Origin of the sequence: Maribacter litopenaei (assembly GCF_025244665.1) — a bacterium.
Lineage (GTDB): Bacteria > Bacteroidota > Bacteroidia > Flavobacteriales > Flavobacteriaceae > Maribacter > Maribacter litopenaei.
This window is the reverse complement of sequence record NZ_CP104205.1, coordinates 1,893,008-1,919,832: the sequence shown is the minus strand read 5'-3', so window position 1 is coordinate 1,919,832 and position 26,825 is coordinate 1,893,008. Positions and strand designations below refer to the sequence as shown.

Sequence of the window (26,825 nt, the reverse complement as noted above, 5' to 3'; positions counted from 1 at the left end):
TCCTCCTAGATCATCTAAAATGCTTGTCGGTTCACTGTTTTCCTTGATAAATGCTTTTATCCTTTTGGCCGTCTCGGGTCTCTAATCCGGATAATTCCCGAAATTGGTGCAATTCCTTTCTGAACGATTTAAGCGTATCCAACATCTAACTTAAAGCTTTAAAGGGAAATCGGTTTAAAATTAATACCTACTGCAATTAAACTTTTGGGTCTCTTCTGAATATCTGAATCACGTCAAAAATCAGCACACAAAAAACTACCCATATAAATCCGGCTATGAACCCGCCCGCTATGTCCGACGGGAAATGAACCCCTAGATATATCCTACTGATACCTATGCTCAAAATCAAAAAGGCAAATAGAACCATCAGTGTATATTTTAAGACTTTGTTGATTCTCAATTTTGATATTAGATAAATCAAAAAACCAAAGAATGCCATGGCGCTCATGGCATGTCCACTAGGATAACTCAATGTTTCAACGGAAACTAGATGTTCTATACCTGGCCTCGCCCGATCAATGAATCTCTTTAGTGCCATATTGGAAAGAGTGGCTAAAGCAAGTACCACAGCGGATTGTAAGACATATTTCCAAGATTTGAGTATACGCCAAGAGAGGATGACAAATAGCCCCAAAACAATGAGGTAGCCACGAACGTCCCCAACATCAGTTACAAAAATAAAATACTTCGTAAGGGCAGGGTTCCTGTATGAAATTATAAAATTGGTAATATCCGTGTCATATTTGGCAAGCGTGTCGGTTTTAAGGGTATCCGTAAGTTCAATAAACAAATTGATCCCAACTACAACAACAACGAGAGAAATGATTATGGTGATAAAATAGGGCAAACGGGAGTCTTCGGAATGAAGTTTTTCGGTTAAAAACTTCCGTATCGACTTAATAATGCCATAAACCACTCTCTTCATAGGCTTTTTTATATTTCACCTTAAATGTAAGTTTAAAATTAGATTTTGATGGGTACTAACAAAAACGATTCTAACTCATTTCATTTCCTTTTGGCAGACTTCCCTTGGAACATTTATCTTTATGTCCATAAATTTAAAAGAATTGAAATGAAAGCAGCCGAATGGAGAACTGCCTTGGAATTTGAGGACATTACCTATAAAAAGAGTAACGGAGTCGCAAGAATTGCATTCAACCGTCCTAATGTTCGAAATGCCTTTAGGCCACATACCACTAGCGAATTGATAAAGGCTTTTTATGATGCACAAGAAGATACTTCTATTGGGGTAGTATTACTTTCCGCGGAAGGCCCTTCTACCAAAGATGGTATTTGATCCTTTTGTAGCGGTGGAGACCAAAAGGCCAGGGGCCATAAGGGATATGTGGGCGAAGATGGACAACACCGTCTCAACATTCGGAGGTACAGCGAATGATTCGTTTTATGCCCAAAGTGGTCATTGCTGTTGTGCCAGGCTGGGCCGTAGGGGGCGGACATAGTCTCCATGTGGTTTGTGATATGACCTTGGCCAGTAAGGAACATGCCATTTTTAAGCAGACCGACGCGGATGTCACTAGTTTTGATGCAGGATACGGATCCGCCTATCTCGCCAAGATGGTAGGGCAAAAGAAGGCACGTGAAATCTTCTTTTTGGGCAGGAACTACTCTGCACAGGAGGCATTTGAAATGGGTATGGTGAATGCTGTGGTTACCCATTCAGAATTGGAGGATACAGCCTATGAATGGGCACAAGAGATTTTGCAAAAGTCCCCGACCTCCATAAAAATGTTGAAATTCGCCATGAACCTGACCGATGATGGTATGGTGGGGCAACAAGTATTTGCCGGGGAAGCCACCCGTTTGGCCTATATGACCGAGGAAGCCAAGGAAGGTAGAAATGCATTTTTAGAAAAAAGAAAACCGGACTTTGGAAAGAATAATTGGTTGCCGTAATTAGCGACTTATTTCATTCTGAATTGTTCTAAACTAAAAAGAGCCCAATCAGCTAAGACCAGACTCTTTTACGAGAACACTATATGAAAATGAAAAAAATTAATTCGTTTTTGTAACACTGTAAAAGTAGATCGGAAGGAGGGTTTGGGGAAACTATTGTTGTCTCCCAAGGCAAAATTGTGGTCAATCCACCGCAATTTGTAGTTTGGCTGAAAATTCGCACACTAATTACAGAAAATAGGCTTATTCAATAGTTTTTAGGATATCTCCAATAAGGGTATTGAACTGCTCGTCCGACTGCTCTTCTAGTCCTGTTCTGACGATGACCACGTCCCTAGAGGGAATGATAAACACACGTTGTCCCTGAAAACCATTGGCGGAATGGAGATCTCGGGGCAAATCCGGATATTTACCTTCCGCATTTAACCAAAAGTGTGCACCGTAGGTACCGTCAGAGTTTTTGGTAGGCGTGGTGATGTAATCCACCCAGCTTTCTGAAAAAATTCGGTCTCCGTTCCAATCCCCCTTGTGAAGATACAGAAGTCCAAATTTGGCCCAGTCCCTTGTTGTGGCCCAACTGTACGAGGACCCTACGAAATTGCCTACTAAATCGGTCTCTATCAACATAGAGTTCATACCCATTCTATCAATCAAGTTGGCGTAAGGGAAATTCAGATATTCCTGATGCGTAGGGAACTGCTTTCTCAAAATTCCTGAAAGAAGATTACTGGTGCCGGAGGAATAATTCCATACTTCTGTTGGGGGAGCAATTACCTCATTCTTGGCTTGTGTTTGGGTCATATCTGAATCTAGAAACAGCATTCTAGTAACATCGGAAATCTTGAAATAATTTTCATCCCAGGCCAAGCCACTTTGCATTCGCAGTAAATGATCAAGCGTAATTTTTGATTTTGGGCCGCTTTCGTTAAATAACTTTGAAAATGGCCTGTAGTCCAAGGAAATCTTGTTCTCATGTACCAAAATACCGTACAAGGTTCCCAAAATACTTTTGGTCATGGATCAACCCAATATCTTGGTATCCTTGGTAAATCCGTCAATATATTTTTCCCCAATAATATAATCCTTATAAACGACCAATATGCTTCTTGTCTTTTGCAGAGAATCCTTTAAGGCCATACTTAGAACATATTCTAGACCTTCATAATTTACATTGGTCAAAATGGTATCCTTAATTCCTTGATTTCCATATGGAAAGGGCAGAGTATCCCATTTTTGGTTTCGCTCAGGAACTATGGAAAAATGATGTTTTTTATACTCCTCATTGGTCAGGACGGCTCCCAAACCTTTTTTATAAACAGACGTACGTTTCATTAGCCCGAAAACCGAGGCCGTTGCGGATTTTTCTTTCGTGTCTACTTCTACATTGGCCAATTTTATCAGAGGCATGTCATGGTCTATGGTATTGACCAAGTATGGGTCCCTTTCGGCAATAAATACGTTGGAAGCTAAATTTTTAGAGGCGTAGCCAGATATTAGATTCAGTTTTGGATAGTTGAAGTAACCGAATAAGAGCAATCCAATGATTAGAACTACAAGGAGCCATTTTAGTTTTCGCATAGTTAAAGTTGAGCTTTCTAAAGTATCAAAAAATACATTTATGAACAGCACCAGTTAAAAAACAAATAGGATAATTATTATATTCAAGTCGTTATTAAAATATCATGTATCGACTGCTCTGGATATTGATGTCTTTTTCTTTCATAAGCTGTAGCGATCGGGTCAAGGAAGATAACTATGATTGGATACCCATGACCGTTACGGCCACGGCATACAATTCCTTCCCTGGGCAGACGTCTTACGAACATCCGGAGATAACAGCTTGGGGAGATTCCATAAAACCTGGGCTTAAGTGGATTGCCGTTTCTAGGGACCTCATAAGAAAAGGGTTGAGGCATAATACCTTGGTGAAAATCGATACTTTTGATGGAATCTATATCGTTAAGGACAAAATGCATCCCAGATGGCGCAATAGAATCGATATTTACATGGGAGAAGACCGGCAGAAGGCCAAAGAGTGGGGCAGGAGAAAGGTTGAAATACAATATGCGGTCAAAAAGGAACAGGACTCTTTAAGAGAAATTCAAAAATGAAGGTAATACAATCATTTGCCCTTTTATTATTTCTAACCTCCTGCGGGGTTACAAGTACCATAGTCGATAAACCTATTACCTTTGACGAGAACCGTAAAATATTGACTTTGGAATATTTATCGGATAGATATGGATTGAAAAAGGACTCCCCGGAAATTGTTCCAAAAATGATCGTACTTCATTGGACCGTTATACCAACTTTTGAGGAGTCATTTAAAGCATTCGACCCTGCTACCTTGCCAAATTCTAGGCCCGACATAAATGCGGCGGGGTCCTTAAATGTATCTTCCCAATTCATGGTGGATAGGGACGGCACTATTTATAGATTGATGCCCGAAACCACTATGGCTAGACATGTGATAGGATTGAACCACTGTGCCATTGGTGTGGAGAATGTAGGTGGGGACACGGGTCAACCATTGACCAAAGCACAATTAAAATCGAATATTTGGCTGGTTCGTTATTTAGCGGAAAAATATAATATTGATTATTTGATAGGGCATTATGAATACACCAAATTTGAAAATCATCCCTTATGGCTGGAGCAGGACGAAGGATATAGAACCCAAAAAACAGATCCGGGTACGGATTTCATGAACAAAGTCAGAAACGCTGTAAAGGAGCTAAACTTTAAACCCTTACCTAAATGAACAAATTTCCATTCTTACTTATTTTCTCCATTTTCCTAACCATTTTTCACACCAACGCTCAGGATATAACCAACCAATTGTATGAGACTTATGAAAAATATAAGGAACCAACACTAGGAGAAAGAAGAATAAAGCATATCGATATTCAACCTTTATTAAATCGATATAAGAACAATCCAAAATTCAAAGTAAAAAAAGTAGGATCTTCCATCGGAGGAAAATCGCTTTCTTTGGTAAGTATCGGTAATGGCGATACCGATGTTTTTCTATAGTCCCAAATGCATGGGGACGAGCCCACCGCAACGCAGGCTATTTTTGATATTTTAAATTTTTTCAATAGTCCGGACTTTTCAGAAGAAAAGGAGGCTATGCTGTCCAATTTAACCATTCATTTTCTTCCCATGCTTAATCCGGATGGGGCAGAACTCTTTCAACGTCGTAACCTTTTGGGAATCGATATAAATAGGGATGCCCTACGTTTACAATCTCCTGAGGGGCAGACCTTGAAAAGGGTAAGGGATAGCTTGGAAGCCGATTTCGGATTCAATCTACATGACCAAAGTACTTATTACAACGCGGAAAGAACTGATAAACCCGCCACCATTTCCTATTTGGCACCAGCTTTTAACTATGAAAAAGACATCAATGATGTTCGAGGAAATGCCATGAAAATCATAGTTTTTATGAACAATATCCTTCAAAAATATGCGCCTGGACAAGTTGGAAGATACAACGATGATTTTGAACCAAGGGCTTTTGGAGATAATATCCAAAAATGGGGCACGAGCACCATATTGATAGAATCTGGTGGATACCCGAACGATCCTGAAAAGCAGGAAATCAGAAAATTGAACTATGTCTCCATACTTTCGGCCATTTACACCATTGCTAATGAAAATTTCAAGGAAATTGATATAGTAGAATATGAAAAAATACCGTGAAAACAATAGGATGCTCTTTGACCTGAAAATCATTGGAGCGACCTATAACCTTATGGGTGACTCCTATATTTTGGATTTGGGAATCAATCAAGTAGAGGTGGATTATGAGAACTACAATGATTTTTGGTATAGCAGTAGAATTTGGGATCAAGGGGATTTATCCACCTATTATGGATATGAGACCTTAAACGCCAAGGATTATGAAATTGTGCCAGCTAAAATATATCCTAAGGTAGTTAGGAATCTGGATGAGGTAAAAGAGTTAGATCCTAAAATGTTGTTATCTGAAGGCTATGGTTACCTTAAAGTTTCCGATATCCCAATGAAATTATTGAATTCACCGATACCCTTGCATTTGGTGGGTGAGAATTTTAAGGCTACTGAATTAAGGCTACAGCCAGGAATCAATCCCACATTTTTTCTGAGGAAAGACGGCAAATATGCCTATGCGGTCATTAATGGTTTTCTTATCAACCTGGATTCTGATGACATCAATATTCCAAATGCCATGATTTTTAGATAATAGCTTAGTAACCAAATTGAACATTTAAATAGTGCCCATGTTTCAATAAGAGATATAGCATTGTGAACAACGTCGCTACTATGCATGAGAATATCAGTAAAACCAAACTTTTAACTGGGTTGGGCAAAATGCCTAAGGCACTTTTCCAATAGATTTCTTTGAGTACATCCATGACTTTTATTTTTAAGATTAAACATTTGCATAGCCTTTAGGATGTTTAAGTTTTGAATTCTTTGGGGTTATTATAATATATAAACAATTATCTGCCACCACAAAACCCTACCAATTTTCATGAAATAAAAAAAGGGTGGCAATTGCCACCCTTTCAAGTATTATTTTTATTACTCTAGTCCATACTGGCAGTATCTGTATTCATCAACGCGAAGAATTTGTCCAAATTTGGAAGGATAACAATTTTAGTCCTTCTATTTTTAGCCATATTTTCCTTGCTGTCATTTTCTACCAAAGGAAGGTAGCTACTTCTACCGGCAGCGATCAATTGGGTAGGATCAACATCATATTTGTTCTGTAGTTCACGAACAATTGAAGTGGCTCTTTTCACGCTCAAGTCCCAATTGTCCTCGAACAGAGCGGTGTTGATGGTTCTAGAATCCGTGTGACCTTCTACCATTACTTCCATACTAGGTTCTGAATTAATGACATCGGCCAATTTTTTAAGAACGTTGTCGGCTTTGTTACTAACCCTATATCCTGCAGTGTTGAACAACAATTCATCTGAAATGTTTATCATAACTACAGTTTTATCGATACTAACGTCTACATCCTCGTTTTCGTCGGCAATGGACTGCTTTAATTTATAGGAAACGGCCAGATTCATGGAATCCTGTAGTGTTTTTGCTTCGGCAAGTTTTGCTGGATCAACATTTTCCAAAGTCTTTCTCATATTTGCTTTGGTATTGTTGCTCATAACTGCTACATCATCAACAGTTGTATATTGGCTATCGTTTATTTCTTTTAGGGAGTTTATTTTAGAATTGTACTCTTCTACACGGGCCTCAATTTTGGCCATTTTAGTTTCCAACTCCTCTTTTTCGACCTGAGTTTTGGTAAGTCTACTTTGAGTTTGTGCTAAGTTGTCCTCTAAAGCCACGTATTTCTTTTTTGATACGCATGAAGATAAAAGTACTATGGACGCTACTCCGATAATTGATAATTTTTTCATTCTAAGAGTGTGTTTAGTTAATAATCTTTTCACTTACATGTACGGGAAAATTCCAAAAATGGATGTTTTACCTTCATGGAAAAATCAGTTTTAGCCCAATGATTATTGTTGTAAGTATTTGATTGAAAGTAATTTAGTTCTGTTCGAAGAAACAAAAAAAGAGGCCATAAAAGCCTCTTTTAAAATCAATCGGTATAAATTTTACTCACAACCACCGGTGAATCCTGTGGCGTTGAATTTCGTCTGAACCGCTCCTTGTCTTGTGCCCGTATTTACTTCGATAGCCAAGTTGTTTTCTCCACTTCCATCACGCTTCGGGCTGCAATATTCGAATAAATAGAAGCTGTTTGCCCGCTCTGAAACTTTTTCAGATATTTCATTAAAAGTATCCTCTAGTTCATCTTTGTTGCTTGCAAAAACACTAGATGTCTTACCTATGTCCATAAGCACTTGAGTATCGATTTCACTACCAAGACCAATACTAAAGAAGGAAATATTGGAATTTGCATCGTTCACTTTTTTCAAAGCGGCTTCTTCCGTATAACGCGAGGCCTGGTCTGTACCATCGGTAAATATTACTACTGAAGCAGCTCCAATTTTATCACCTGTTGTTGTTTTATTGATGATGTCCGTTGCGATATCCGTAGATTTTATAACGGCCCCGTATAGATCTGTAGAAGGGTCGGAACTAATGTTGTCCGTAATTCCATTAATAGAGGCAATCAATTGATCTTTAGAAGAGGTGAGCTCATTCAATAAATGAAGTTCGTTCTCACCATCAAACCAGTAAATGGCCATTTTAAAGGAATCTGTTTCTGTATTGGGCATTACATTTTCCACAAAACTGGCACTGGCCATTTTAAGTTCCTGCAAACTACTTTCTAAAACACTATTACTCAAGTCAAGCACCAAAATGGCATTGTTTGAGAATATTTGTGAGTTTGGGGATATGCGCGCAAAGGATTCCGAGGTTGAGATAGTATTGAAACAATCATCGTTCCTTCCTTGTTCGTAAATAGTAAATTGGTCTGCCGTTAAACCAGGGACAGGATTTCCATTGGTATCTGATACCCTAAAAAATATAGAAACCTTTCCCGGGAGGGTGGTATATTGATCTTGGATTGATAACACCAATTCGCCTTCATCCAAACCCAAACAATCATCTACAGGTACGCCTTTACCAAGACCACCACCTAAATTCAGGTTAAGGTCTACATCATCATCGGCATTGCCACAGGAAATAAATAGGGAAATCGCAAAGAAAAAACCAAAGGTTCTTAGGAACAAATTCATAGTCATACATTTTGAGTTCATCAAGCAGAACGCTGTTTCTGCATGGAAATTATAGGTAATTAAAAATATTATGTTAAAGAATGTTAAAGAAAGTACCCGCCCTTTAAAAAACTCATTGGAATGGGTAATTTTCGGTATTCAGTCGGCAAAATTACATCAATGTATTGCATAAGATGACGCACGAACTAAAAAAAATATTTTACGAGTATAAGGTTTTACAAAGCAAAGGTCTTAAAACTGTTTTGGCCAGTGTGGTCCATTTGGATGGTTCTTCCTATAGACGGCCGGGTGTTCGTATGTTGATTTGTGAAGACGGAACCATGGTTGGTGCAGTGAGTGGCGGGTGTGTTGAGAAGGAAGTACTCTTTCAGGCAGCGAGCGTTTTTAAAACTAACGTACCAAAAATGATGACCTATGATGGCAGGTTTAGATTGGGTTGTGAAGGCATCCTCTATATATTAATTGAACCGTTTCAACCTGACAATGCACTTTTGGAGGGCTTTGACCAATCCATAAAAGCCAGGACCTCTTTTAAAATCGCTTCCCATTATGTAAAGGAATATGGGGAGCATCCAAATATTGGATCACTATTTATTTTCAATGGAAAATCGATGGGACTGAATACCAAACTGAATGCAAATCAAAATCTTATCTACGAGCAGACACTGAAGCCATGTTACAAATTGGCCATTGTTGGAGGTGAACATGATGCGGTAAAACTTTCCAGGATTGCTTTGGAAATGGGATGGGAAGTATCCGTAAGTGTGGTTCCCGCAGAAGGAAAGACCATTGCAGATTTTCCGGGAATTGACGAACTGTGGAGCGTAGAACCGCAAGATTTGCCTGTTGATAAAATTGATGACCAAACTGCTCTTGTCTTGATGACACATAGTTATGTAAAGGATTTAAAGTATTTACAGGCCGTAAAGGATTGTAATCCTATGTACTTTGGGTTGTTGGGGCCATCCAAAAGGCGGGAAAAATTATTTAATGAATATATTGAGCTTTTTCCTGATGAGGATTATGATTTTTTTGACAAGATTCATGGTCCTGCCGGAATCAATATTGGAGCTGAAGCCCCTGAGGAGATTGCCATCGCCATACTTTCAGAGATTCGGCGGTAATACGAAAGCAGGAGCCTATCATGTTAAAAGATAAGAAAGAAGGAATCCATAATTGACAACATCCCAAGACATAGCGGTTCTTATATTGGCAGCCGGACAATCTAGTCGAATGAGGGGTATAAAGCAGTTGTTGCCTTGGAAAGGAACATTTTTGCTGCAACATATAGTTAATGTTGTCAAGAACATTCAGCCACAAAAAATTAAGATGGTTTTGGGTGCCAATATTGAAAAAATAAAGAGTCGATTGGAGATTAATGAAGGTATGGTAGATATAATCGAAAACCCTACTTGGCAAAATGGATTGGGCAACAGTATAGCCGTAGGTGTTGCATCAATACTAAAATCAAATCCCTTACCTAAGGGAATCCTAATTTGCCTAGCCGACCAACCTTTGGTAACCGAGGAATACTTAATGGATCTCTTGGATAATTTTAAAACAAATAAAGTGGATGTCGTTGCTAGCAATTATGGCAAAAGAATAGGAGTCCCAGCAGTATTTGGACCAAGCATTTACAAGGAGCTTTTAGGCTTGAATTCTGATTACGGTGCTAAGGAAATACTAAGGAAAAAAAGTACCGCAATGTTGAGTTTGGATGCTTACGGCCTTTTAGCAGATATTGATACCCCATCAGCATATGAGAAAATTTATAATGAAAACCATAACTCTTAACAAGAATTTCATGAATACACTTTGCAGACTAGTTCCAATTGCGATTTTTTTAAGTGCCCTGCCTCAATATATTTTTGGACAGGAAATGAGCTTTGAAGAGTATAATCCAACCTCGACCCTTGTGGTTCCGAGACGACGAGATCAAACAGGCAAAATATAGGTTTGTCGATGTTCATAGCCATCAAAGGGATATGTCGGTTGAAAAATTAGGTAGTCTTCTAGAGGATATGGAAACCTTGAATGAGGGAATTATGGTGAACCTCAGCGGTGGTTCGGGGAGAGTCTTAAGGAAAAAGTAGCGAATATTTCAAAAAGTTACCCCAATAGGTTCGTGGTATTTGCCAATGTTGACTTTGAGGGTGTTGATGGTGATGATTGGGGTAAAAAGGCCGCGGCACAATTGGAACAAGATATCAAGAACGGAGCAAAAGGACTCAAAATTTTTAAAAGTCTCGGGGCTTCGATATAAAGATGCTTCAGGGAACAGATTGGCCATTGACGATCCGCGATTGGACCCCATTTGGGCCAAATGTGGTGAGATGGGAGTCCCCGTATTGATTCATGCGGCGGATCCAAAATCTTTTTGGGACGATATGGACAGCGATAATGAACGTTGGCTTGAATTAAAAACCCACCCTCGAAGAAAGCGAAATGATACGGATCCCGCACCTTGGGAACAAATCATAGAGGAACAGCACAATGTGTTCAAGAAACATCCCGAGACCAAATTCATTAATGCCCACATGGGTTGGCACGCCAATAATTTGGGAAAACTAGGTGAACTGTTGGATGAAATGCCAAACATGAATGTAGGTATCTCGGCTGTAATTGCGGAATTAGGCCGACAACCGCAAAATGCACGGGCTTTCTTTATTAAATATCAGGATCGAATTTTATTTGGGAAAGATAGTTGGAATCCGAGATGAATTCCCTACCTACTTTAGAGTATTGGAAAGTAATGACGAATACTTTCCCTATTATAAGAAATACCATGCATTTTGGTCTATGTATGGTCTAAACCTGCCGGACGAAGTACTCAAAAAAGTATATTATGAAAATGCACTGAACCTTATTCCAGGTTTGGACAGGACTTTGTTCGAATAAGGGTTCTACGGGTTGACTTCATTATCCTTTTGAGGAAGTTTTTCCACATCTTGGAAGACCCCACAGGAAATTTCTTTTTTTACCAAGGAGGCCGACTTCTTTCGTTTGGTCAATGCCTCAATTTCTTTGTTCAAATACTGCATGCATCGGTTTTTTTAATTAAACGATAGGGCACTTTATTTGTTGTATACCAGCAAATTAAATCCATCCCAAAAATGTTTTTTGTCTTTTTATGTGATTTTTTTGACACATTGCATACCTATTGGTAAATGAATAAGTGCTCGAATGAGTAATAAGGAGGAATTTGCGGATATCATAAGAGAACATCAAGGACTACTTTATAAGGTTAGCGCCATCTATACGAACAACGAACCGGATCGTGAGGATTTGTTTCAGGATATAGTATATCAGCTTTGGAAGTACTTTGATAGTTTTCGAAATGAATCCAAAATAAGTACTTGGATGTATCGGGTGGCCATGAACACCGCCATTATCCATTTAAAAAAGGTGAAACGTACTCCCACTTCCGAATCAATCACGGATTCTCAGATACAAATTTCCGATGTTAAAGACGAGGTCTTTGAAGAACGAATGCGGTTACTGCATCAACAGATATACGATTTGAATACTTTGGAAAGAGGTATCATGCTATTGCTTTTAGAAGGTAAATCCTATCAGGAAATTTCGGAAATCACGGGATTAAAACCTTCCAACGTAGGTACAAGAATTTCCCGTATCAAACAGAAACTGAGAGAAAATATGACTAAAGCATAAGCAAATGGAACTAGAAGAATTACAGGCTAGTTGGATAGCCATGAGCCAGGAATTGGAAAAGCAGAAAAGACTAACAAACGAAATAATTTTAAAAATGACTCAGGATAGATTTCAAAAGAAATTTAGCACACTTAGGAGCTTTGAAACAGTTGGAGCAATTATATGTTACATAATGGCCGGGATGATTTTCTTCAGCTTTGAAAAATTGGATACTTGGTATCTCCAAACTAGTGGTGTATTGACCATAGGATTTTTAATCGTTCTTCCAACCTTTGTACTAAAATCCTTGAAAAAAATTCAAAATCTTGATATTCTTAATGGGTCATACAAGGAAAATTTGTTGATTTACATAAAGGAAAAAAATAAGCTTTTAAGACTACAACAAATAGGTATCTATTTAAGTTACTTGCTTTTGTTTTTAGTGGTTCCCGTATTTACTAAAATAATTTCCAACAAGAATATTTTTCTTTCAAATTTTAAACCATTGCAAGGCGTTGCACTTTTTGTTGCGCTTGTTTTAATGTTTTTCTTTACTCGATGGGGTTATAGAAGCTATAAGAAAATTACAAATTCAGCTGAAGATGTTTTAAGAGATTTGGAATCTTAAATTACTCTGTCAATTTCTTTTGAATATAATTTAGGATTAACATCCAGTTCATCTTCAATAGGAGCGAGGCCGTAGGGACATTATCTTCTTCAATGGCAGAGATAATAGCATCGTGTTGATTATCCGATTTATTGTAAAAGGAATCATCAGCGGTAAAGGCACGTTCGTAAAAGAAAATTCGGGTTCGTAGGTCTTGTAGGATTTTTAAAGCCAAATCGTTCTCATAACCTTTGGTCAGTAGATGATGAAATTCCAAATCTGCCTGTATACGGCTTATGGCGTCTTGGGCATTTTCAAAAACATCCTGTTGCTTTTTAAGAGCAAGGATCTGATTTTCATCGAATTCAGAGTTTTCGATGGCCATTACTTCTAAACTTGCTACGAGCCCGTAGAGGTCCTCAGCTTCCTTTACATCGAGTTCGGCAATAATAAATCCCCTATTGGGTACGGCCTTAATGATATGGGATTGTTGCAATTGGGTAAGTGCCTCTCGTATTGGGGTAACACTTACTTCCAATTCCCTTGAAAGTGCAGCCGGATTGATGGTTTTACCTATTTTTAACTTCCCCTGTTTCATTTCGGAAAGAAGGTAATCCCTGACCTGATCCCGCAAATTAATTTTTTGGATCATTTCTCAAATATAGTATATCGTATATGATTTAAACTGATTTACTAGAACTGATATTGTATTTGGTCGATTAATTATTCGTTGAAATACACCCTACTTGCCCTTATAGACCATAATAATTAGTTAGGATACACGTTTTTATGGCTGTAACCCACAATTATAGATACATGAAAATTTTGAAAAACACGTTTAAAAATTTTAGTCTATTGGCCACCATGTTAATCGTGGCATATAGCTGTAGCGAGGATGCCGACAACAACGATGACATTGTACTTTCACAAGCTGATTTAAAAGCTGTTTTGGAGACGGACGAAATCACAGGAGGAATCGATGTTGCCCTATTTGAACTTTATAATAATGACGGTTCAACGGCCAAAACAATGAGCAACGAATGCTATAGCGCGCAATATACTGATACGGGATATGTTGCCACTTTTAATAATTGTGTACTGAACGGCACGGAAAATATCAATGGTACCTTAACGGTAACCTACAATATGGATGAACAACAAGCTTCTTTTTCGGCTAGTTATGTAGATTTTTACGTAGGTGACATTAAGATCAATGGTACCCGATCCTACCAATTGGGCGCAAACTCCGATGCCGGTAGTGTTTCTTTTGAAGTAACAAGTGATTTAACTGTAGAAATGGCCGACGGTTCCATCATTTCCGATAACGGAACGAAAGCCTTTACCTTAACCTTTGGTGATTCGGCAGAATCAACCACTTTTAGTATTGCAGGAACTTGGACGGTCGTTTACGAAGGAAACACATATAACGTTACAGTTAATACGCCGTTGACAAGCAGTGTAACATGTGGTTATATTGCTGCAGGAGACATGACGGTTTCTAAAAACGGACTTACCGTAAATGTTGATTTTGGTGATAGCACTTGCGATAATGTAGCTACCGTTACCTATCCAAATGGGGTAGAGGAGGAGATTACCTTGCGAGACTAAAATATTTGCCATTGCTATGGCGCATTAAAAAAAGGATAAGATTGATGAGGTCTTATCCTTTTTTTGTTTACTTAATTTTCCGAGACCAGGGCTATAACCTCCTTGGCCGCTACCCAACGGACTTTCCTTTGTACCGGGATTCCGGTAAAGAATGCAAACTTTCTTGCAGTAGTTGGGGATAATCTTCTATGCTGTTTCATAATCCCTAATTTTTATCCCTTTGATTGGGAGGTTATACTGTCAATATTTAAATTTTAATGTGTGTGGTGCCTTACCTCGGCCCATTGCACTCGTTTGCTGTTCTTAAAAGTTGAAAAGAAAGAATGTCTTCTAGCTTCTGTCGGTGATTGTTTGATAAAAGTTCTCATGTTGTTCGTTTTTTTTTATCCCGATACTGATCAGGAAATGATTGATGATTAATTGATTGATGAATAATTGATTGATGAATAATTGATTGATGAATTCCGGATTAATGGGTATGGTTTCTAACCTCGGCCCATTGCACCCTTTTACTGTTTCTAAAATTGCTAAAAAATGAATGTCTTCTAGCTTCTGTCGGTGATTGTTTAATAAAAGTTCTCATGATGTTCGTTTTTTATCCCGATAAACATCGGGTGATGAATACTAATTTTGTGTTTATATCTAGAAGACGAGGATGGATTATTTTTGTTACAGTACTATGTAATAAAAGGTACTATATTCTTAAAATTTAAATTTTTAAGTATTGATAATCAATTACTTAAATAAAATGTTAAAAATATGCTAAACTGAATTTAGGGTGTATTTGAACATATAAGAACTAAATGTTTGTACCAACGATTATTATAAAACATATGTTATCTTTGGGTCAGTTTAAAGAAAAGTAGGGAATCTTGCTCCGACCCATAAATGGATGCTGTCTCTCAGCCCTTGAGATGTCATTTTCAAAGTCTACTCGAACTTCTGTTCTTTCTTTATTCAAAATTAATTAGAACTTTTAAAATTACGAATGGCAAAATCACAGCAAACCTTTAATAAAACCGAAAAAGTAAAAAAGAGATTAAAAAAGAGGGAAGAGAAGCAGAAAAAGAAAGAAGCACGGAAACAAGCGGCTAAAGAAAGTGGGTCTTCCGGTATCCCAATTGCTTATGTCGATTTTAATGGTAATTTGGTGGACACGCCGCCGGACCCTACTATGAAGGTGGAAATAGATGCAGAAGATATTGTGCTGGGGATACCAAAAAAGGAAGATAGCGATATAGAGGAATTTGACCCGGTAAGGAGCGGTAAGGTTTCTTTCTTTGATTCTTCCAAAGGATTTGGTTTTATAATTGATTCTGAAAATAATGAGAAGTACTTTGTACACGTCAGTGGACTCATTGATCAAATCATTGAAAACGACAAGGTGGTATTTGAACTTGAAAAGGGATTGAAGGGCATGAATGCCGTGAGGGTCAAAAAAAATTAGGATTCTTGTTTGTTTAGAATGACCTTGGCAAAACGAAATACAGTGCTTGTTATATTGGCATTTTTTGCCATCTATGTCATTTGGGGATCTACGTATTTACTTAATAAGATTGCGGTTACTGAATTACCCGCCTTTATGTTGGCAGGTATTCGCTTCATTACAGCGGGCAGTCTTATCTTTTTAATTGCTAAGTTTTTGAAAATCTCATTGGTAGTTACAAAACGACAGTTGGGTAATTCCATCATAGCAGGATTTCTCTTTTTGACATTTGGAAATGGCGTGGTCGTTTGGGCATTAAAATTTGTCGATAGTGGTTTTGCGGCTCTTGAGATTTCGGCTCAACCACTTGTAGTGTTGCTTCTTATGAGGGTACTGCAAGGAAAACGTATTCAACCCATGTCTTTGGTAGGTGTTGGTTTAGGAATGGTAGGTATTTATCTTTTGGTAAGTCAAAAGCAGATTATTTCCCAAGAGGGAGCCTTTCTTGGGATGATTCTTATCTTCTTTTGTATGCTTAGTTGGGCCTATGGCAGTCTGTTCGTAGGTAAGGCGGATTTACCGCCGAATTACTTTGTTAATACGGGTTATCAAATGGTGACTGGAGGAATTTTACTTTTTATAATCAGTGCTGTCATAGGGGAGGAGTGGATTTCGCCCATTCAATGGAGTACACCTGTTAAGTGGTCTATGATCCTTTTGGTCCTTTTGGGCAGTATCGTTGCATTTACCGCTTTCAATTATTTGCTAAAAGTGGTTTCTCCGGAGAAAGTCGCGACATCTTCTTATGTAAACCCGGTTATCGCTATGATTTTAGGATGGTACTTTTTGAATGAGGAAATAACCCTTCAATCTGCGATTGCAGCCCTAATACTGCTTACAGGAGTTTATTTTATCAACACAAAGAAAAGACTTACATTATTTTCCGGATTCACCTCCAAAGAGTTGGGTAGATAAGTCCTGCACTTTCTCTACTGAACTTTCCATTAACCCCTCTAATGATATGGTTCCCACTCGAACTCTAACCAATCTAACCGTTGGGTAACCAACCGCCGCCGTCATTTTACGGATCTGTCTAAATTTTCCTTCGGTCAGAATTATTTTAATCCATGAAGTAGGACGGTGAAGTCCGATTCGTAATTTTGGATTGGCGTCAGGTAGGGTAGGTACTTCTTCCAACTTTTCTACCATACAAGGTTTTGTAGTGTAGCTTTTCCCAAATATTCCGATAGTAACTCCCACTTCTAATTTTTCAATGGCGGTTTGGTCAATACTACCGTCCAGTTGTACCCAGTATTCTTTTTCAATTCCACTATTATTAATGCAATTGGCCAATTTTCCATCTGTGGTCATCAGCAACAATCCTTCCGATTTTTCATCCAAGCGACCGATGGGCATGATGCCTTTAGGAAATTCAAATAATTCACTTAAGAACCTTTTCTTTTGTAATTGCCTTTTCTCACCCGATGTCAATTGACTTAGCACCCCAAAGGGTTTGTATAGTTTATAATGGGAATGGATATCCATATAAACGGGATTCATTTTAAGGATTCATTGGTCGGAAAGATACCCTTTTTATCGCATGGATTAGCATTAGGCAATAGAAGGCCTTACCTTTGCACCCTTCAAAAGAAAAGGATTACATGCAAGAGACCGTATACGAACTACAGGACAAAAAAACGGATAAGGAACTTTACAGCTATCAACAGGGAGCCATCCAACAAATTTTTGAAAAGTTTGATAACGAACGAGATGATTATCACTTATTATACCAATTGCCTACAGGCGGTGGTAAGACCGTCATCTTTTCTGAAATTGTACGTCAATATCTAAAAAATCACTCCAAGAAAGTATTGGTCATGACCCATAGGGTGGAGTTATGCAACCAAACCTCGGACATGCTTACCAGTTTTGGGGTGGTCAACAAAGTAGTCAATAGCAAGGCAAATCTGGACGATCAGGAAAAGTATAGTTGCTACGTGGCAATGGTAGAGACTTTGAACAACCGATTAAATGACGATAAACTGGATATATCCGATGTCGGTTTGGTCATCATCGATGAGGCCCATTACAATTCTTTTACCAAATTGTTCAAGTTTTTTGAAAATTCCTTTATTCTTGGGGTTACGGCTACGCCGTTAAGTTCCAATAAGGAGACCCCAATGAACGGCAATTATGACGAGTTGATTCCAGGAGAATCTATTGAGGATCTAATTGAAAACGATTTCTTGGCAAGAGCAGAAACCTATCATTATGATATGGGCCTTACCTCATTGGAAGTCGGTTCTAATGGCGATTATACGGTAAAATCCTCTGCTGATTTATATACGAGTCCGGCCATGTTGAACAAACTTACGGAGGCGTATACCAAACATTCCAAGGATAAAAAGACCCTAATATTCAACAATGGTATAGAAACCTCCATTCAGGTCTATTATACATTTAGAAATGCGGGATTACCGATAATGCATTTGGATAATACCGCTACAAAAAAACAACGGAAACAGATTCTGAAATGGTTCAAGGAGACCCCGAATGCTATCTTAACTTCCGTAAGTATACTTACCACAGGATTTGATGAGCCAACCATAGAAAGTATCATACTGAACAGGGCCACTAAATCCTTAACCCTATACTACCAGATGATCGGTAGGGGATCAAGAGTGTTGAACAACAAGGCAAAATTTACGGTTATTGATTTAGGTAATAACCTATATCGTTTTGATCCTTGGGGTGCTGATTTGGATTGGGAAGCGATTTTTAAGTCGCCCAATTATTACATGGACAGAATCCGCGATGATGAGGATATTGAGGCCAGTTTCAAGCACGACCTATCCGAAGACATCAAGGAAGAGTTCAAAAACTCCCAGGAAACCTATTTTGATATCCGTGAAACTTACGAACAGGCTACCTTGGCTGGTGAATCATCCAAAGTGGTCCTGGAACGTTCTATAGAGCAGCATGCCTATATCTGCATTGAAAATAGCGAGGATGTCTATGATGCCATTGCCTTGGCCAAATTACTAAAGGAAGACATAGACAATCGCATACATGTCTACGCCAAGTGTATCAGTAAGAGTACGCACAATTTCCTTAGCTGGCTAAAGGAGGATTATCAAAAGAAATTGAATGCCTATCTACGGGAAAACTTTGATTCTGTCTTCGAAGATATTCATGGACACCCACCGGAGGAATAGTCAATTATTCAACCAATACGTGAACTTTAAGGTCAACCCCCAATTTCGGGTCTCAAAAGGTGTTACAAAATAGTTATTGGTGTACACTAGAAATAAATCCGAAGCAGGGCTGTACCGCCATTGAAATCGGAATTCAGGTTCATATTTCCCGTTTGTTCATTATACTGGACCAAATTGGCAAAGAAAAGTTTATTGGTAAAGGTGATATCCGCTTCGGCACCTATTAACCAAAACTCATTGGTATTCCATGGTGCAGGTAAATCGATGTGATTGTAATTGAGATTAGCGCTCAGACTTACGTACGGTTGAAAACGATACCCCAATTCCGTGGTTAAACTTGTACGGTTGCCATCTTGGTAGTACCCTCCCAAACGACCACCAAACGAATAGGTAAAAAGACTTTGAGGCTTGGACTGGTACTCCCATCCAAACGCATTCCATTGGTGCTTTGTACCTGTTGCCAAGTCAGCAATGCCCAATCGGGTGGGGTCGAAAGGTGAAAGTAGTTCCACGTAATCATCTGACAAGAAGAAAAATGCACTACTCCTGTTTCTAAATTCAAACTTGTACATTAAATACGTCAAATGATCAGTTTCCCTAAAATCCTCATTGAAGAAATAAGAAACATTCAATTCGGCCCGTGACTCACAAATGGCCCCCCTTTAGGAAAGAACAAGTGCCCTACTTTTCCGAGAAAGGTTCACATAATTTCTCCTTGGTACATATCCTACCTCCGCCGTGTAATCGTTACTTACCCATTCCTGCTGTAGCCTCCAAAGCCATTTTCTGCTGCTATATTGCAGGTGTGCTCCTTGTGCAAAACCTCGACCACCCTTTTCCGGAGCCAAAGACTTTAACAAAAAAGCCTTCCCGTTCCATATATTATTTGAAGATGCCAGGTTGTATTCCAAGCCTAGATTGCGATTGTATTTTGCGTACTGACTATTGATGGAGTCATTTTCCGAGGGATAATTAATGGATTGTTTATTGACGACCATGAGACCAATATTACTACGCCCAAAGACTTTTCGCTGTAGGGATAGTACCCCGAAATTCTGACTGGGCAATCCTGTTTCATCTACACTGGCAGTCTGCATATCCATAAGTCCCATACGCCACTTTTCATTAAGGTTACCACTCACCCTTGCCCCGGCCTGTATAGGAACACCTAAGCCTATTCGTCCGGAAAAGAAAGGCCTAATTGTCTCATACCCAAAATTTGCAAAAAGGTCGCCGTTTTCTAGGAAGAATTGGCGTCTTTCCGGGAAGAAAAGCTCAAAGCGGTCCAAGTTGGTCACTTGTCGGTCGACCTCAACCTGCGAAAAATCGGGATTTACGGTGAGGTCCAAGTTTAGGGAGGAAGTAAGACTAAACTTAATATCGCCTCCAATTTTACCATTGGTCTTAGTATCCTCGTTAGCTTCCAAATTTCTATTGACCTCTCCCAAAACGTAGGGGATTATTGAAAAATTGGTGCCTGGGGCAGGAGGGGGTGCATCCCAAACCAACGTGCCTGTATAGGCCAAAGCGGCTGTAGGAAACTGCCTAGGAATTGGGATTCAACTGGATTTTTCACTTGACTTTAGGTCTAGACGACTAAAGTTGATGCCCCACTCGGTTACCCCTTCTTCGTAACGAATGGACTTGAAGGGAACGGCCATTTCAAAGACCCATTTGTCATCGTCCCGGGTAACTTCTGAAATCCACTTACTATCCCAGTTTAAATCGATTACGGAGCCATCGAACATGGTCCCGTCCCATTGTGCGCCATAGGCGTTGGAACCGAATGAAAACCCCGTGGTTTGGTTGTTGAACGGGTCTAAAAAAAGTAAAAAATTATCGTTTTTGCCAAAAGAGAAATCCCTTCTAAGGGACTCTACAAAATAATTGGCTTCAGTGGCATTATAAAAAGTTGCCAACAGATATAGGTTCTTATCATCATAGGTCATCTTTATGGCGGATTGTTCATTGGCCAATCCATCGTCCATGGGTAATACCCTAAAAAAGTCCTTTGCTATTTCCGCATCTTGCCATGCGATATCGTCCCCGATTCCATCAATTTTTATAGGATGTGTCGTTTTTTTAATGTGCAGACGATAATTTCCATTCTTCTTTTGTGCTGTTAAAAAGTGCAAGCTTACGAACAAGCATACTACAGCACATACATAATTTTTCATTGGGTTTAAGTTGGCTGTGCAACTTACTTAAATTTCAGAACTAAACTTTTTTATTTGGAAAAAAAGAAGCTAAAATTCATGTAAACTACCGCAGACTTAGTATGCCCAAATTGACTCTATAAATATTCCTTTAAGAAAATTTTAACTTTTTTTGTAATTTTCTTCACCAAAAGTCATTAAATGTACACCCTACTTGAAAACCACATTAAAAAATATGTTGGAGCGACTGATGATGAAATTAAATTGTTCACAGATAAGGTCAGCCCACTAAAGCTGCAGGCTAAGTCCTATCTATTGCAACCAGGGCAAATTGTAAAAAACGAATTTTTTGTGATAGAAGGTTGTCTAAAGGCCTATTACTTGGATAGTAAAGGAGGAAGGCATATTATTCAATTCGCAATTGAGAATTGGTGGGTAAGTGATTTTGAAGCTTTCTATAATGGAACACCTTCAAAATTATACATTGAAGCCATTGAGGACTCCGTTATTTTATCCATAAACCTTAATAATAAAGAGAAGCTATTCACCGAAGCGCCAATATTCAATCGCTATTTTAGGATATTGTTGACCAATGCTTTTATTGGTGTAAGAAAAAGAATCCTTTCCTCCCTAGAAAAGGATGCCCAATCTCGTTATCTAGAATTTTGTAAGGCTTATCCAAGTATAGAAAAGAGGGTTCAAAACAACCATATAGCCAATTATCTAGGTATTTCCCCTCAAAGTCTATGCAGAATAAAAAGAAAATTAAAAAAAGAGGTTGTCGATTAACATAGGTCAATTACGATAATATGGCCAAACACTAATTTTACAATAAAATAATAGCTTCGCGGATACGCATAAGTAACCATTAACTACATTATTTCAACAGGTATTATACATCCCAGTATCATACCTGTTTTTATTTCCGACAATGTTTTAGCTATTAGAGCTAAGGATTTTACTTTTTCTTTCAGAAATTTATGCTTGTCCAAAAAAAATAAATATGAGCAAGCAAGCATTATTAAAGCCTTATGCAGACAAAAATTTTTCGCTTAAGAATAGGGTAGTCATGGCTCCCATGACTCGGAGTAGGGCGGCTAATAAAGAAAAAAAACCTGAAAAAAACCTTCATGATATCTATTATCAGCAAAGAGCTTCAGCAGGGCTAATCATAACCGAGGGTTCCCAGGTATCCGAACAAGGGGTTGGTTATGTGAATACACCCGGAATTCATACCCAGGAACAAGTGGATGCTTGGAAATTGGTAACGAAAGCCGTTCACGAAAAAGGAGGGCAAATTTTTATACAATTATGGCATGTAGGTAGAATGTCACATCCTGATTTCCATGGTGGTAATTTGCCTTTGGCACCTTCAGCAATCAATCCTAATGCCCAGTCCTATACCCCGGAAGGGTTCAAAGACACGGTCACACCCAAGGAAATGACGAAAGAAGAAATTAAAAAAACTATTGAAGATTTCAAGAACGCAGCTCAAAATGCCGTGAAAGCTGGTTTTGACGGAGTAGAAATCCATTCTTCCAATGGGTACCTCTTCCACCAATTTTTCAATGCAACCTCCAACAATCGTACGGATGAATACGGTGGCAACATCGAGAACAGAGTCCGATTCTTTTTTGAGGTTTTGGACGCCGTAAAAAAAGTGATTCCGGAATCAAAAATAGGGGCAAGGTTCAACCCGTCGTTGGACGGAATGTTTGGTATGAGCATGGACGAAGAAACCATTCCGACTTTTGAGTACATCATCAAAAAATTAAGCGACGCACATGACTTGGCTTATATACATCTTTCCGAACCATTTAGCGATGTTTCAGACATCCCATATGCCGTGCAAAATATAGCGGAACATTTTAGACCCTTATATGATGGTACGCTAATGATCAATGGTGGTTTCGACCAAGAATCCGGGAATAAGGTCATTGAGGAAGGCAATGCCGATTTAGTTTCCTTTGGAAAATTATATGTTTCCAATCCAGATCTGGTAGAAAGATTTGAAAACAATTGGGAGACGGCAGATTGGGACGAGGACACTTTTTATACGCCTGGTAAGGAAGGGTATATAGATTATACGAATTACCAACAGAAAGAACCTGCTTAAAAAATATTACGACAGTTTAATAAATCAAAAAAAACGTAGAAATGAATTTTACAAGAAATGCAAAGGCACAATGGAAAGGAAGCGGTAAAGAAGGTAAGGGTACCCTAACAACTGATAGTGGTGTGTTGGATAACACTCAATATTCTTTCAATACTAGATTTGAAGATGGAAAAGGAACCAACCCTGAGGAATTGATAGGGGCTGCACATGCAGGATGCTTCGCTATGCAACTAAGCTTTTTGCTTGGAGAGGCAGATTATACACCAAATACTTTGGACGTTGCGGCTAAGGTTTTCTTTAAAGATGGTGAAATAGTAAAAGTAACCTTAGATTTGAAAGGTGATGTTCCCAATATTGATTCATCTGAGTTTGAGGAAATATCCACAAAGGCCAAGAATATATGTCCAATCTCCAAATTATTGGATACTGAAATTGAGTTAAAAAGCAGTTTGGCCTAACAAACCCACATAATTTTCAAAGCCCGATTTTCGGGCTTTTTTCATTACTGAAATGTTATTTATATGGATTGTGTCAATATTCTATTAGTGTGCATCAATCCAAAATTCCTGTCCTATTTATTTTAAGGGAAAAATAAATAACTATGGAACATACTATTAAAATACAGGACATTGGATTTATAAGACATAATGTCTTGCGTATTAAAACGGATAGGCCCGCAAATTACTCCTTTACACCTGGTCAGGCCACCGAGATGGCCATTAATCAGCCGAGAATGGAAAAGCGAGAAAAGACCTTTTACGTTTACAAGTTTACCGAACGATGGGTTTTTGGAGTTTACCATTAAGGTATATCCTGGCCATGATGGGGTTACGGATCAATTGCAGACTTTGGAAATTGGTGATTCCCTAATTATTGGGGATTCTTGGGGAGCGATATCCTACAAGGGCCCAGGAACCTTCATTGCCGGAGGGGCGGGGGTCACACCTTTTATAGCTATCCTTAAGGATTTGGCACATAGCGGTAATTTGGCTGGAAATAAGTTGTTGTTTGCCAATCAACGAGAACGCGATATCATACTTCAAGTTGAATTTGAGCAATGGCTGGGAAAAGACTTTATCAATATTCTTTCCGATGAGCACAGTAGTAAATTTCCCCATGGTACCATTGATACCAATTTTATAAAAAAGCATACCGATGACATGGATAAGTATTTCTACGTTTGTGGACCTCCAGGTATGATGGATAGTGTCATGGGCGACTTAAGTGAATTGAACGTTCCAAAAAACAAGATTGTTACAGAAGATTTTTCCTAAACGACTTAAGATAAATATAGATGGTTTTAGATAATTTCTAGAAGCCTGTGTATCTTTAACCAAATCAAAAATTCTAGTGAAATGAAAAATTCAATTTATAGGCTATCGCTATTGATATTTTTATCAGTTATTGCCTTTTCTTGTAAGGACGCCAATAACAAAAAGGAGATGGTAAGTGAAGAAACCGAAAATGTGCCTATGGATAGTACGGATTTGGCATTATTGGATTTGAACCTGCCGGATGGCTTTGAGATTAAAGTATATGCAAGAGGCGTAGACGGTGCCCGCTCCATGGATATGGGATCTGATGGTACCTTATTCGTAGGTACCGGAAACGAAAATAAGGTGTATGCCATACAAGATAACGACGGTGATATGGTGGCAGAGAAGGTTATGGTATTGGACACCATGGAAGTTCCCAATGGAATAGCCATGCGCAATGGGGACCTTTATGTGGCGCAGGTAGGCAGTCTATGGAAGTATCCCAATATTGAAAGTCAATTGGGAGGAGAAATCAACAAAGAATTGGTATATGACGATTACCCTTCTGAATTCCATCATGGATGGAAATATATAGCCTTTGATCCGGATGACAAATTATACGTTCCGGTAGGTGCCCCGTGCAATATCTGTAACCCCACCCAAGATGAACGTTTTGCAACCATCACTAGAATGGATCCGGACGGAAGCAATCGTGAAATTTACGCGAAAGGAGTTCGAAATTCAGTTGGATTTACATGGGATGCCAATGGTGAAATGTGGTTCACGGATAACGGAAGGGATATGCTCGGAGATGACATCCCCCCTGTGAATTGAATCATATTACGGAACTCGGTCAACACTTTGGATACCCTTTCTGTCACGGTGGTACGGTGAAAGATCCTGAATTTGGGGACTTAAGACCTTGTTCGGATTTCGTACCTCCCGCACAGGCCTTGGGAGCACATGTAGCACCTTTAGCCATAAAATTTAAATCGGGAAATATGTTTCCCGCTTCTTATAATGGGAAGGCATTTGTTGCGGAGCACGGTTCTTGGAATAGAAGCAAAAAAGTGGGTTACCGAATCATGTTGGCAGATATCCGGAACGGCGAGGTACAAGGTATGGAACCTTTTATTGACGGATGGTTGAATGACCAAACCCAAAAGGTCACGGGAAGGCCGGTAGACCTATTGTGGATGAAAGATGGATCCCTATTGATTTCCGATGACTATGGAGATGCTATTTATAGAGTCACCTATTCCGATACTCAAGTAGCCTTGAACTGATGGCAAACTATCCCGAAAAGGTATATCTCAACGGACAAATTTTACCTTCTGAAAAAGCCCATGTTTCGGTCTTTGACAGGGGGTTTATTTTTGGGGATGGTATCTACGAGGCCATGGCCCAAATTAATGGTTCCTTTTTTTACAAGGAGGCCCATTTGAGTAGATTGGCAGAAGGACTGGCCAAAATCAATATTCCTTACGATGTAAGTTTAATTCCTAAAGAAATAGATAGGTTATTAAGGGAGACGAATCTCAAAGGGAAAGACTGTTTCCTTTATATCCAAATAACGAGGGGCGTTGCTCCTAGACAACATGCCTTTCCAAAAGACATAGTACCTACCGTTTTCATGTATGCACTTCCCAAGGTTTTTCCGGAAATCAATACCACACATGCAAAGGTAATTACCAAGGAAGACTTTAGGTGGTCCGGTGCGATATTAAAATGACCTCACTTTTGGGCAATGTAATGCTGAATGAGGAGGCCATGCAGCACCATTGTTATGAAACGATTCTATTTCGTAACGGTGTAGTCACCGAAGCGTCGCATTGCAATGTTTTTTTCGTGAAGGATGAAGTGGTTTACACGCATCCGGCGAATGAATTAATTCTAAACGGTATTACCCGACTGGTGGCAATACAGCTTTGTGGGGAATTAGGATTGGAATTACGGGAAGAGGCCGTTCTCATGAACGAAATTCGTGAAATGGACGAAGCTTTTCTTACAGGTACCAGCACGCAGATAGCTTCCATACGGCAAATAGACGATTTTGAATACTATCAAAATGATACTATTGGCCCTATTACAAAAATGCTACAGGAAGCCTTCCTCCGATTGAAAACCATTGAAAAGTAGCACTTTATTCTTTGGATATCTTTTGAGAAATCAATG

The 26,825-nt window shown here is 38.9% G+C and carries 37 protein-coding genes and 1 pseudogene; 26 read left to right on the top strand and 12 right to left on the bottom strand.

Translation table 11 applies throughout. The features are described 5' to 3' along the window. Positions 1–196: 196 nt before the first annotated feature. Positions 197–925 carry a phosphatase PAP2 family protein gene (locus NYZ99_RS10350; protein WP_260575177.1) on the bottom strand — a complete coding sequence of 243 codons (729 nt, stop codon included), beginning with the start codon at positions 923–925 and terminating at the stop codon, positions 197–199. 147 nt (positions 926–1,072) lie between these two features. On the opposite strand from NYZ99_RS10350, the pseudogene NYZ99_RS10345 reads away from it, so the two are divergent. Next, positions 1,073–1,914: pseudogene (locus NYZ99_RS10345) on the top strand (1,4-dihydroxy-2-naphthoyl-CoA synthase). Between the two features lie 243 nt (positions 1,915–2,157). Here the strand turns inward: NYZ99_RS10345 and NYZ99_RS21785 are convergent. Further along, positions 2,158–2,931: a serine hydrolase domain-containing protein gene (locus NYZ99_RS21785; RefSeq protein ID WP_338039431.1), complete on the bottom strand. Its 774-nt coding sequence runs from the start codon at positions 2,929–2,931 to the stop codon at positions 2,158–2,160. 3 nt (positions 2,932–2,934) lie between these two features. Further along, positions 2,935–3,492: a hypothetical protein gene (locus NYZ99_RS21780; RefSeq protein WP_338039430.1), complete on the bottom strand. Its 558-nt coding sequence runs from the start codon at positions 3,490–3,492 to the stop codon at positions 2,935–2,937. A gap of 104 nt (positions 3,493–3,596) precedes the next feature. Between NYZ99_RS21780 and NYZ99_RS10335 the strand changes: the two genes are divergently transcribed. Genes NYZ99_RS10335 through NYZ99_RS21765 form a run of 5 tightly spaced genes read left to right on the top strand, consistent with a single transcriptional unit; the run spans position 3,597 to position 6,139 of the window. Next, positions 3,597–4,025 carry a 3D domain-containing protein gene (locus tag NYZ99_RS10335; protein ID WP_260575176.1) on the top strand — a complete coding sequence of 143 codons (429 nt, stop codon included), beginning with the start codon at positions 3,597–3,599 and terminating at the stop codon, positions 4,023–4,025. Beyond that, on the top strand, positions 4,022–4,675 hold the full coding sequence (locus NYZ99_RS10330; RefSeq protein ID WP_260575175.1) for a peptidoglycan recognition protein family protein: 654 nt from the start codon (positions 4,022–4,024) through the stop codon (positions 4,673–4,675). The genes NYZ99_RS10335 and NYZ99_RS10330 overlap by 4 nt, the downstream gene beginning before the upstream one ends. Further along, a complete protein-coding gene (locus NYZ99_RS21775) occupies positions 4,672–4,947 on the top strand; it encodes a hypothetical protein (RefSeq protein ID WP_338039429.1) in 276 nt (91 codons plus the stop codon). The genes NYZ99_RS10330 and NYZ99_RS21775 overlap by 4 nt, the downstream gene beginning before the upstream one ends. 6 nt (positions 4,948–4,953) lie before the next feature. Further along, the gene (locus NYZ99_RS21770) at positions 4,954–5,616 is read left to right on the top strand and encodes a M14 family zinc carboxypeptidase (protein WP_338039428.1); all 663 of its coding nucleotides are present in this window, start codon (positions 4,954–4,956) and stop codon (positions 5,614–5,616) included. Continuing rightward, the gene (locus NYZ99_RS21765; protein ID WP_338039427.1) at positions 5,600–6,139 is read left to right on the top strand and encodes a hypothetical protein; all 540 of its coding nucleotides are present in this window, start codon (positions 5,600–5,602) and stop codon (positions 6,137–6,139) included. Before NYZ99_RS21770 ends, NYZ99_RS21765 begins: the two co-directional genes overlap by 17 nt. Positions 6,140–6,485: 346 nt before the next feature. Here the strand turns inward: NYZ99_RS21765 and NYZ99_RS10320 are convergent, their stop codons facing one another. Together NYZ99_RS10320 and NYZ99_RS10315 are read right to left on the bottom strand one after the other, a co-directional pair. Then, the gene (locus NYZ99_RS10320) at positions 6,486–7,322 is read right to left on the bottom strand and encodes an OmpA/MotB family protein (protein WP_260575174.1); all 837 of its coding nucleotides are present in this window, start codon (positions 7,320–7,322) and stop codon (positions 6,486–6,488) included. 201 nt (positions 7,323–7,523) lie between these two features. Then, complete coding sequence (locus NYZ99_RS10315) at positions 7,524–8,615, bottom strand: vWA domain-containing protein (protein WP_260575173.1); 1,092 nt, start codon at positions 8,613–8,615, stop codon at positions 7,524–7,526. Positions 8,616–8,788: 173 nt separating this feature from the next. On the opposite strand from NYZ99_RS10315, the gene NYZ99_RS10310 reads away from it, so the two are divergent. The 5 genes from NYZ99_RS10310 to NYZ99_RS10290 all read left to right on the top strand — a co-directional run bounded on the left by NYZ99_RS10310 (position 8,789) and on the right by NYZ99_RS10290 (position 11,513). Next, entirely contained in the window at positions 8,789–9,739 is a 951-nt protein-coding gene (locus NYZ99_RS10310; protein WP_338039426.1) for an XdhC family protein, read from the top strand. Between the two features lie 109 nt (positions 9,740–9,848). Beyond that, complete coding sequence (locus NYZ99_RS10305; protein ID WP_420845213.1) at positions 9,849–10,409, top strand: nucleotidyltransferase family protein; 561 nt, start codon at positions 9,849–9,851, stop codon at positions 10,407–10,409. A 119-nt stretch (positions 10,410–10,528) separates the two neighbouring features. Further along, positions 10,529–10,708 (top strand): hypothetical protein, encoded by a 180-nt coding sequence (locus tag NYZ99_RS10300; protein ID WP_260575172.1) that lies wholly within the window; start codon positions 10,529–10,531, stop codon positions 10,706–10,708. A 60-nt stretch (positions 10,709–10,768) separates the two neighbouring features. Next, complete coding sequence (locus tag NYZ99_RS10295; RefSeq protein ID WP_260575223.1) at positions 10,769–11,335, top strand: amidohydrolase family protein; 567 nt, start codon at positions 10,769–10,771, stop codon at positions 11,333–11,335. Further along, complete coding sequence (locus tag NYZ99_RS10290) at positions 11,307–11,513, top strand: hypothetical protein (RefSeq protein WP_260575171.1); 207 nt, start codon at positions 11,307–11,309, stop codon at positions 11,511–11,513. The genes NYZ99_RS10295 and NYZ99_RS10290 overlap by 29 nt, the downstream gene beginning before the upstream one ends. Positions 11,514–11,518: 5 nt before the next feature. Here the strand turns inward: NYZ99_RS10290 and NYZ99_RS10285 are convergent, their stop codons facing one another. Then, complete coding sequence (locus tag NYZ99_RS10285; RefSeq protein ID WP_260575170.1) at positions 11,519–11,656, bottom strand: hypothetical protein; 138 nt, start codon at positions 11,654–11,656, stop codon at positions 11,519–11,521. A 142-nt stretch (positions 11,657–11,798) separates the two neighbouring features. Here NYZ99_RS10285 and NYZ99_RS10280 point away from each other — a divergent pair, with 142 nt between their 5' ends. Further along, complete coding sequence (locus NYZ99_RS10280; protein WP_260575169.1) at positions 11,799–12,287, top strand: RNA polymerase sigma factor; 489 nt, start codon at positions 11,799–11,801, stop codon at positions 12,285–12,287. A 4-nt stretch (positions 12,288–12,291) separates the two neighbouring features. Further along, positions 12,292–12,894 carry a hypothetical protein gene (locus NYZ99_RS10275; RefSeq protein WP_260575168.1) on the top strand — a complete coding sequence of 201 codons (603 nt, stop codon included), beginning with the start codon at positions 12,292–12,294 and terminating at the stop codon, positions 12,892–12,894. A gap of 1 nt (position 12,895) precedes the next feature. Here NYZ99_RS10275 and NYZ99_RS10270 read toward each other — a convergent pair whose 3' ends face one another. Beyond that, positions 12,896–13,507, bottom strand: a complete 612-nt coding sequence (locus NYZ99_RS10270) for a GntR family transcriptional regulator (protein WP_260575167.1) — start codon at positions 13,505–13,507, stop codon at positions 12,896–12,898. Positions 13,508–13,689: 182 nt separating this feature from the next. Between NYZ99_RS10270 and NYZ99_RS10265 the strand changes: the two genes are divergently transcribed. Next, positions 13,690–14,481: a hypothetical protein gene (locus NYZ99_RS10265; RefSeq protein ID WP_260575166.1), complete on the top strand. Its 792-nt coding sequence runs from the start codon at positions 13,690–13,692 to the stop codon at positions 14,479–14,481. A gap of 71 nt (positions 14,482–14,552) precedes the next feature. On the opposite strand, the gene NYZ99_RS10260 is transcribed toward NYZ99_RS10265, so the two are convergent. Next, the gene (locus tag NYZ99_RS10260) at positions 14,553–14,681 is read right to left on the bottom strand and encodes a hypothetical protein (RefSeq protein WP_260575165.1); all 129 of its coding nucleotides are present in this window, start codon (positions 14,679–14,681) and stop codon (positions 14,553–14,555) included. A gap of 788 nt (positions 14,682–15,469) precedes the next feature. On the opposite strand from NYZ99_RS10260, the gene NYZ99_RS10255 reads away from it, so the two are divergent. Together NYZ99_RS10255 and NYZ99_RS10250 are read left to right on the top strand one after the other, a co-directional pair. Beyond that, positions 15,470–15,928 carry a cold-shock protein gene (locus NYZ99_RS10255; protein WP_260575164.1) on the top strand — a complete coding sequence of 153 codons (459 nt, stop codon included), beginning with the start codon at positions 15,470–15,472 and terminating at the stop codon, positions 15,926–15,928. A gap of 18 nt (positions 15,929–15,946) precedes the next feature. Further along, positions 15,947–16,882: an EamA family transporter gene (locus tag NYZ99_RS10250; RefSeq protein WP_260575163.1), complete on the top strand. Its 936-nt coding sequence runs from the start codon at positions 15,947–15,949 to the stop codon at positions 16,880–16,882. On the opposite strand, the gene NYZ99_RS10245 is transcribed toward NYZ99_RS10250, so the two are convergent. Beyond that, positions 16,844–17,467, bottom strand: coding sequence for a pseudouridine synthase (locus tag NYZ99_RS10245; protein WP_260575162.1), 624 nt, complete (start codon positions 17,465–17,467; stop codon positions 16,844–16,846). The two genes, NYZ99_RS10250 and NYZ99_RS10245, sit on opposite strands and share 39 nt — an antisense overlap. A gap of 101 nt (positions 17,468–17,568) precedes the next feature. On the opposite strand from NYZ99_RS10245, the gene NYZ99_RS10240 reads away from it, so the two are divergent. Continuing rightward, entirely contained in the window at positions 17,569–19,122 is a 1,554-nt protein-coding gene (locus tag NYZ99_RS10240; RefSeq protein WP_260575161.1) for a DEAD/DEAH box helicase, read from the top strand. A gap of 86 nt (positions 19,123–19,208) precedes the next feature. Here NYZ99_RS10240 and NYZ99_RS10235 read toward each other — a convergent pair whose 3' ends face one another. The 3 genes from NYZ99_RS10235 to NYZ99_RS10225 all read right to left on the bottom strand — a co-directional run bounded on the left by NYZ99_RS10235 (position 19,209) and on the right by NYZ99_RS10225 (position 21,299). Then, positions 19,209–19,706, bottom strand: coding sequence for a hypothetical protein (locus tag NYZ99_RS10235; RefSeq protein ID WP_260575160.1), 498 nt, complete (start codon positions 19,704–19,706; stop codon positions 19,209–19,211). A 78-nt stretch (positions 19,707–19,784) separates the two neighbouring features. Next, positions 19,785–20,648, bottom strand: a complete 864-nt coding sequence (locus NYZ99_RS10230; RefSeq protein ID WP_260575159.1) for a DUF5916 domain-containing protein — start codon at positions 20,646–20,648, stop codon at positions 19,785–19,787. Positions 20,649–20,681: 33 nt separating this feature from the next. Then, positions 20,682–21,299 (bottom strand): carbohydrate binding family 9 domain-containing protein, encoded by a 618-nt coding sequence (locus NYZ99_RS10225; protein ID WP_260575158.1) that lies wholly within the window; start codon positions 21,297–21,299, stop codon positions 20,682–20,684. Positions 21,300–21,479: 180 nt separating this feature from the next. On the opposite strand from NYZ99_RS10225, the gene NYZ99_RS10220 reads away from it, so the two are divergent. The 9 genes from NYZ99_RS10220 to NYZ99_RS10185 all read left to right on the top strand — a co-directional run bounded on the left by NYZ99_RS10220 (position 21,480) and on the right by NYZ99_RS10185 (position 26,789). Next, positions 21,480–22,067, top strand: a complete 588-nt coding sequence (locus NYZ99_RS10220) for a Crp/Fnr family transcriptional regulator (RefSeq protein WP_260575157.1) — start codon at positions 21,480–21,482, stop codon at positions 22,065–22,067. A gap of 214 nt (positions 22,068–22,281) precedes the next feature. Next, positions 22,282–23,394: an alkene reductase gene (locus NYZ99_RS10215; protein ID WP_260575156.1), complete on the top strand. Its 1,113-nt coding sequence runs from the start codon at positions 22,282–22,284 to the stop codon at positions 23,392–23,394. A 41-nt stretch (positions 23,395–23,435) separates the two neighbouring features. Beyond that, positions 23,436–23,852: an OsmC family protein gene (locus NYZ99_RS10210; RefSeq protein WP_260575155.1), complete on the top strand. Its 417-nt coding sequence runs from the start codon at positions 23,436–23,438 to the stop codon at positions 23,850–23,852. Between the two features lie 143 nt (positions 23,853–23,995). Next, on the top strand, positions 23,996–24,199 hold the full coding sequence (locus NYZ99_RS21760; RefSeq protein WP_338039424.1) for a ferredoxin reductase domain-containing protein: 204 nt from the start codon (positions 23,996–23,998) through the stop codon (positions 24,197–24,199). Then, positions 24,183–24,668, top strand: coding sequence for a ferredoxin reductase domain-containing protein (locus NYZ99_RS10205; protein ID WP_338039423.1), 486 nt, complete (start codon positions 24,183–24,185; stop codon positions 24,666–24,668). Before NYZ99_RS21760 ends, NYZ99_RS10205 begins: the two co-directional genes overlap by 17 nt. A gap of 81 nt (positions 24,669–24,749) precedes the next feature. Continuing rightward, complete coding sequence (locus NYZ99_RS10200; protein WP_260575154.1) at positions 24,750–25,484, top strand: PQQ-dependent sugar dehydrogenase; 735 nt, start codon at positions 24,750–24,752, stop codon at positions 25,482–25,484. Continuing rightward, a complete protein-coding gene (locus tag NYZ99_RS10195; RefSeq protein WP_260575153.1) occupies positions 25,481–25,936 on the top strand; it encodes a PQQ-dependent sugar dehydrogenase in 456 nt (151 codons plus the stop codon). Before NYZ99_RS10200 ends, NYZ99_RS10195 begins: the two co-directional genes overlap by 4 nt. Further along, entirely contained in the window at positions 25,936–26,382 is a 447-nt protein-coding gene (locus NYZ99_RS10190) for an aminotransferase class IV (protein WP_260575152.1), read from the top strand. Before NYZ99_RS10195 ends, NYZ99_RS10190 begins: the two co-directional genes overlap by 1 nt. After that, complete coding sequence (locus NYZ99_RS10185) at positions 26,379–26,789, top strand: aminotransferase class IV (protein ID WP_260575151.1); 411 nt, start codon at positions 26,379–26,381, stop codon at positions 26,787–26,789. Before NYZ99_RS10190 ends, NYZ99_RS10185 begins: the two co-directional genes overlap by 4 nt. Positions 26,790–26,825 lie beyond the last annotated feature (36 nt).

Coding starts and splice junctions, on each gene's coding strand:
- NYZ99_RS10350 (WP_260575177.1), bottom strand. CDS start 925: ATGAAGAGAGTGGTTTATGGCATTATTAAGTCGATACGGAAGTTTTTA.
- NYZ99_RS21785 (WP_338039431.1), bottom strand. CDS start 2,931: ATGACCAAAAGTATTTTGGGAACCTTGTACGGTATTTTGGTACATGAG.
- NYZ99_RS21780 (WP_338039430.1), bottom strand. CDS start 3,492: ATGCGAAAACTAAAATGGCTCCTTGTAGTTCTAATCATTGGATTGCTC.
- NYZ99_RS10335 (WP_260575176.1), top strand. CDS start 3,597: ATGTATCGACTGCTCTGGATATTGATGTCTTTTTCTTTCATAAGCTGT.
- NYZ99_RS10330 (WP_260575175.1), top strand. CDS start 4,022: ATGAAGGTAATACAATCATTTGCCCTTTTATTATTTCTAACCTCCTGC.
- NYZ99_RS21775 (WP_338039429.1), top strand. CDS start 4,672: ATGAACAAATTTCCATTCTTACTTATTTTCTCCATTTTCCTAACCATT.
- NYZ99_RS21770 (WP_338039428.1), top strand. CDS start 4,954: ATGCATGGGGACGAGCCCACCGCAACGCAGGCTATTTTTGATATTTTA.
- NYZ99_RS21765 (WP_338039427.1), top strand. CDS start 5,600: ATGAAAAAATACCGTGAAAACAATAGGATGCTCTTTGACCTGAAAATC.
- NYZ99_RS10320 (WP_260575174.1), bottom strand. CDS start 7,322: ATGAAAAAATTATCAATTATCGGAGTAGCGTCCATAGTACTTTTATCT.
- NYZ99_RS10315 (WP_260575173.1), bottom strand. CDS start 8,615: ATGAATTTGTTCCTAAGAACCTTTGGTTTTTTCTTTGCGATTTCCCTA.
- NYZ99_RS10310 (WP_338039426.1), top strand. CDS start 8,789: ATGACGCACGAACTAAAAAAAATATTTTACGAGTATAAGGTTTTACAA.
- NYZ99_RS10305 (WP_420845213.1), top strand. CDS start 9,849: ATGAGGGGTATAAAGCAGTTGTTGCCTTGGAAAGGAACATTTTTGCTG.
- NYZ99_RS10285 (WP_260575170.1), bottom strand. CDS start 11,656: ATGCAGTATTTGAACAAAGAAATTGAGGCATTGACCAAACGAAAGAAG.
- NYZ99_RS10280 (WP_260575169.1), top strand. CDS start 11,799: ATGAGTAATAAGGAGGAATTTGCGGATATCATAAGAGAACATCAAGGA.
- NYZ99_RS10275 (WP_260575168.1), top strand. CDS start 12,292: ATGGAACTAGAAGAATTACAGGCTAGTTGGATAGCCATGAGCCAGGAA.
- NYZ99_RS10265 (WP_260575166.1), top strand. CDS start 13,690: ATGAAAATTTTGAAAAACACGTTTAAAAATTTTAGTCTATTGGCCACC.
- NYZ99_RS10260 (WP_260575165.1), bottom strand. CDS start 14,681: ATGAAACAGCATAGAAGATTATCCCCAACTACTGCAAGAAAGTTTGCA.
- NYZ99_RS10255 (WP_260575164.1), top strand. CDS start 15,470: ATGGCAAAATCACAGCAAACCTTTAATAAAACCGAAAAAGTAAAAAAG.
- NYZ99_RS10250 (WP_260575163.1), top strand. CDS start 15,947: ATGACCTTGGCAAAACGAAATACAGTGCTTGTTATATTGGCATTTTTT.
- NYZ99_RS10245 (WP_260575162.1), bottom strand. CDS start 17,467: ATGAATCCCGTTTATATGGATATCCATTCCCATTATAAACTATACAAA.
- NYZ99_RS10240 (WP_260575161.1), top strand. CDS start 17,569: ATGCAAGAGACCGTATACGAACTACAGGACAAAAAAACGGATAAGGAA.
- NYZ99_RS10225 (WP_260575158.1), bottom strand. CDS start 21,299: ATGAAAAATTATGTATGTGCTGTAGTATGCTTGTTCGTAAGCTTGCAC.
- NYZ99_RS10220 (WP_260575157.1), top strand. CDS start 21,480: ATGTACACCCTACTTGAAAACCACATTAAAAAATATGTTGGAGCGACT.
- NYZ99_RS10215 (WP_260575156.1), top strand. CDS start 22,282: ATGAGCAAGCAAGCATTATTAAAGCCTTATGCAGACAAAAATTTTTCG.
- NYZ99_RS10210 (WP_260575155.1), top strand. CDS start 23,436: ATGAATTTTACAAGAAATGCAAAGGCACAATGGAAAGGAAGCGGTAAA.
- NYZ99_RS21760 (WP_338039424.1), top strand. CDS start 23,996: ATGGAACATACTATTAAAATACAGGACATTGGATTTATAAGACATAAT.
- NYZ99_RS10200 (WP_260575154.1), top strand. CDS start 24,750: ATGAAAAATTCAATTTATAGGCTATCGCTATTGATATTTTTATCAGTT.
- NYZ99_RS10190 (WP_260575152.1), top strand. CDS start 25,936: ATGGCAAACTATCCCGAAAAGGTATATCTCAACGGACAAATTTTACCT.
- NYZ99_RS10185 (WP_260575151.1), top strand. CDS start 26,379: ATGACCTCACTTTTGGGCAATGTAATGCTGAATGAGGAGGCCATGCAG.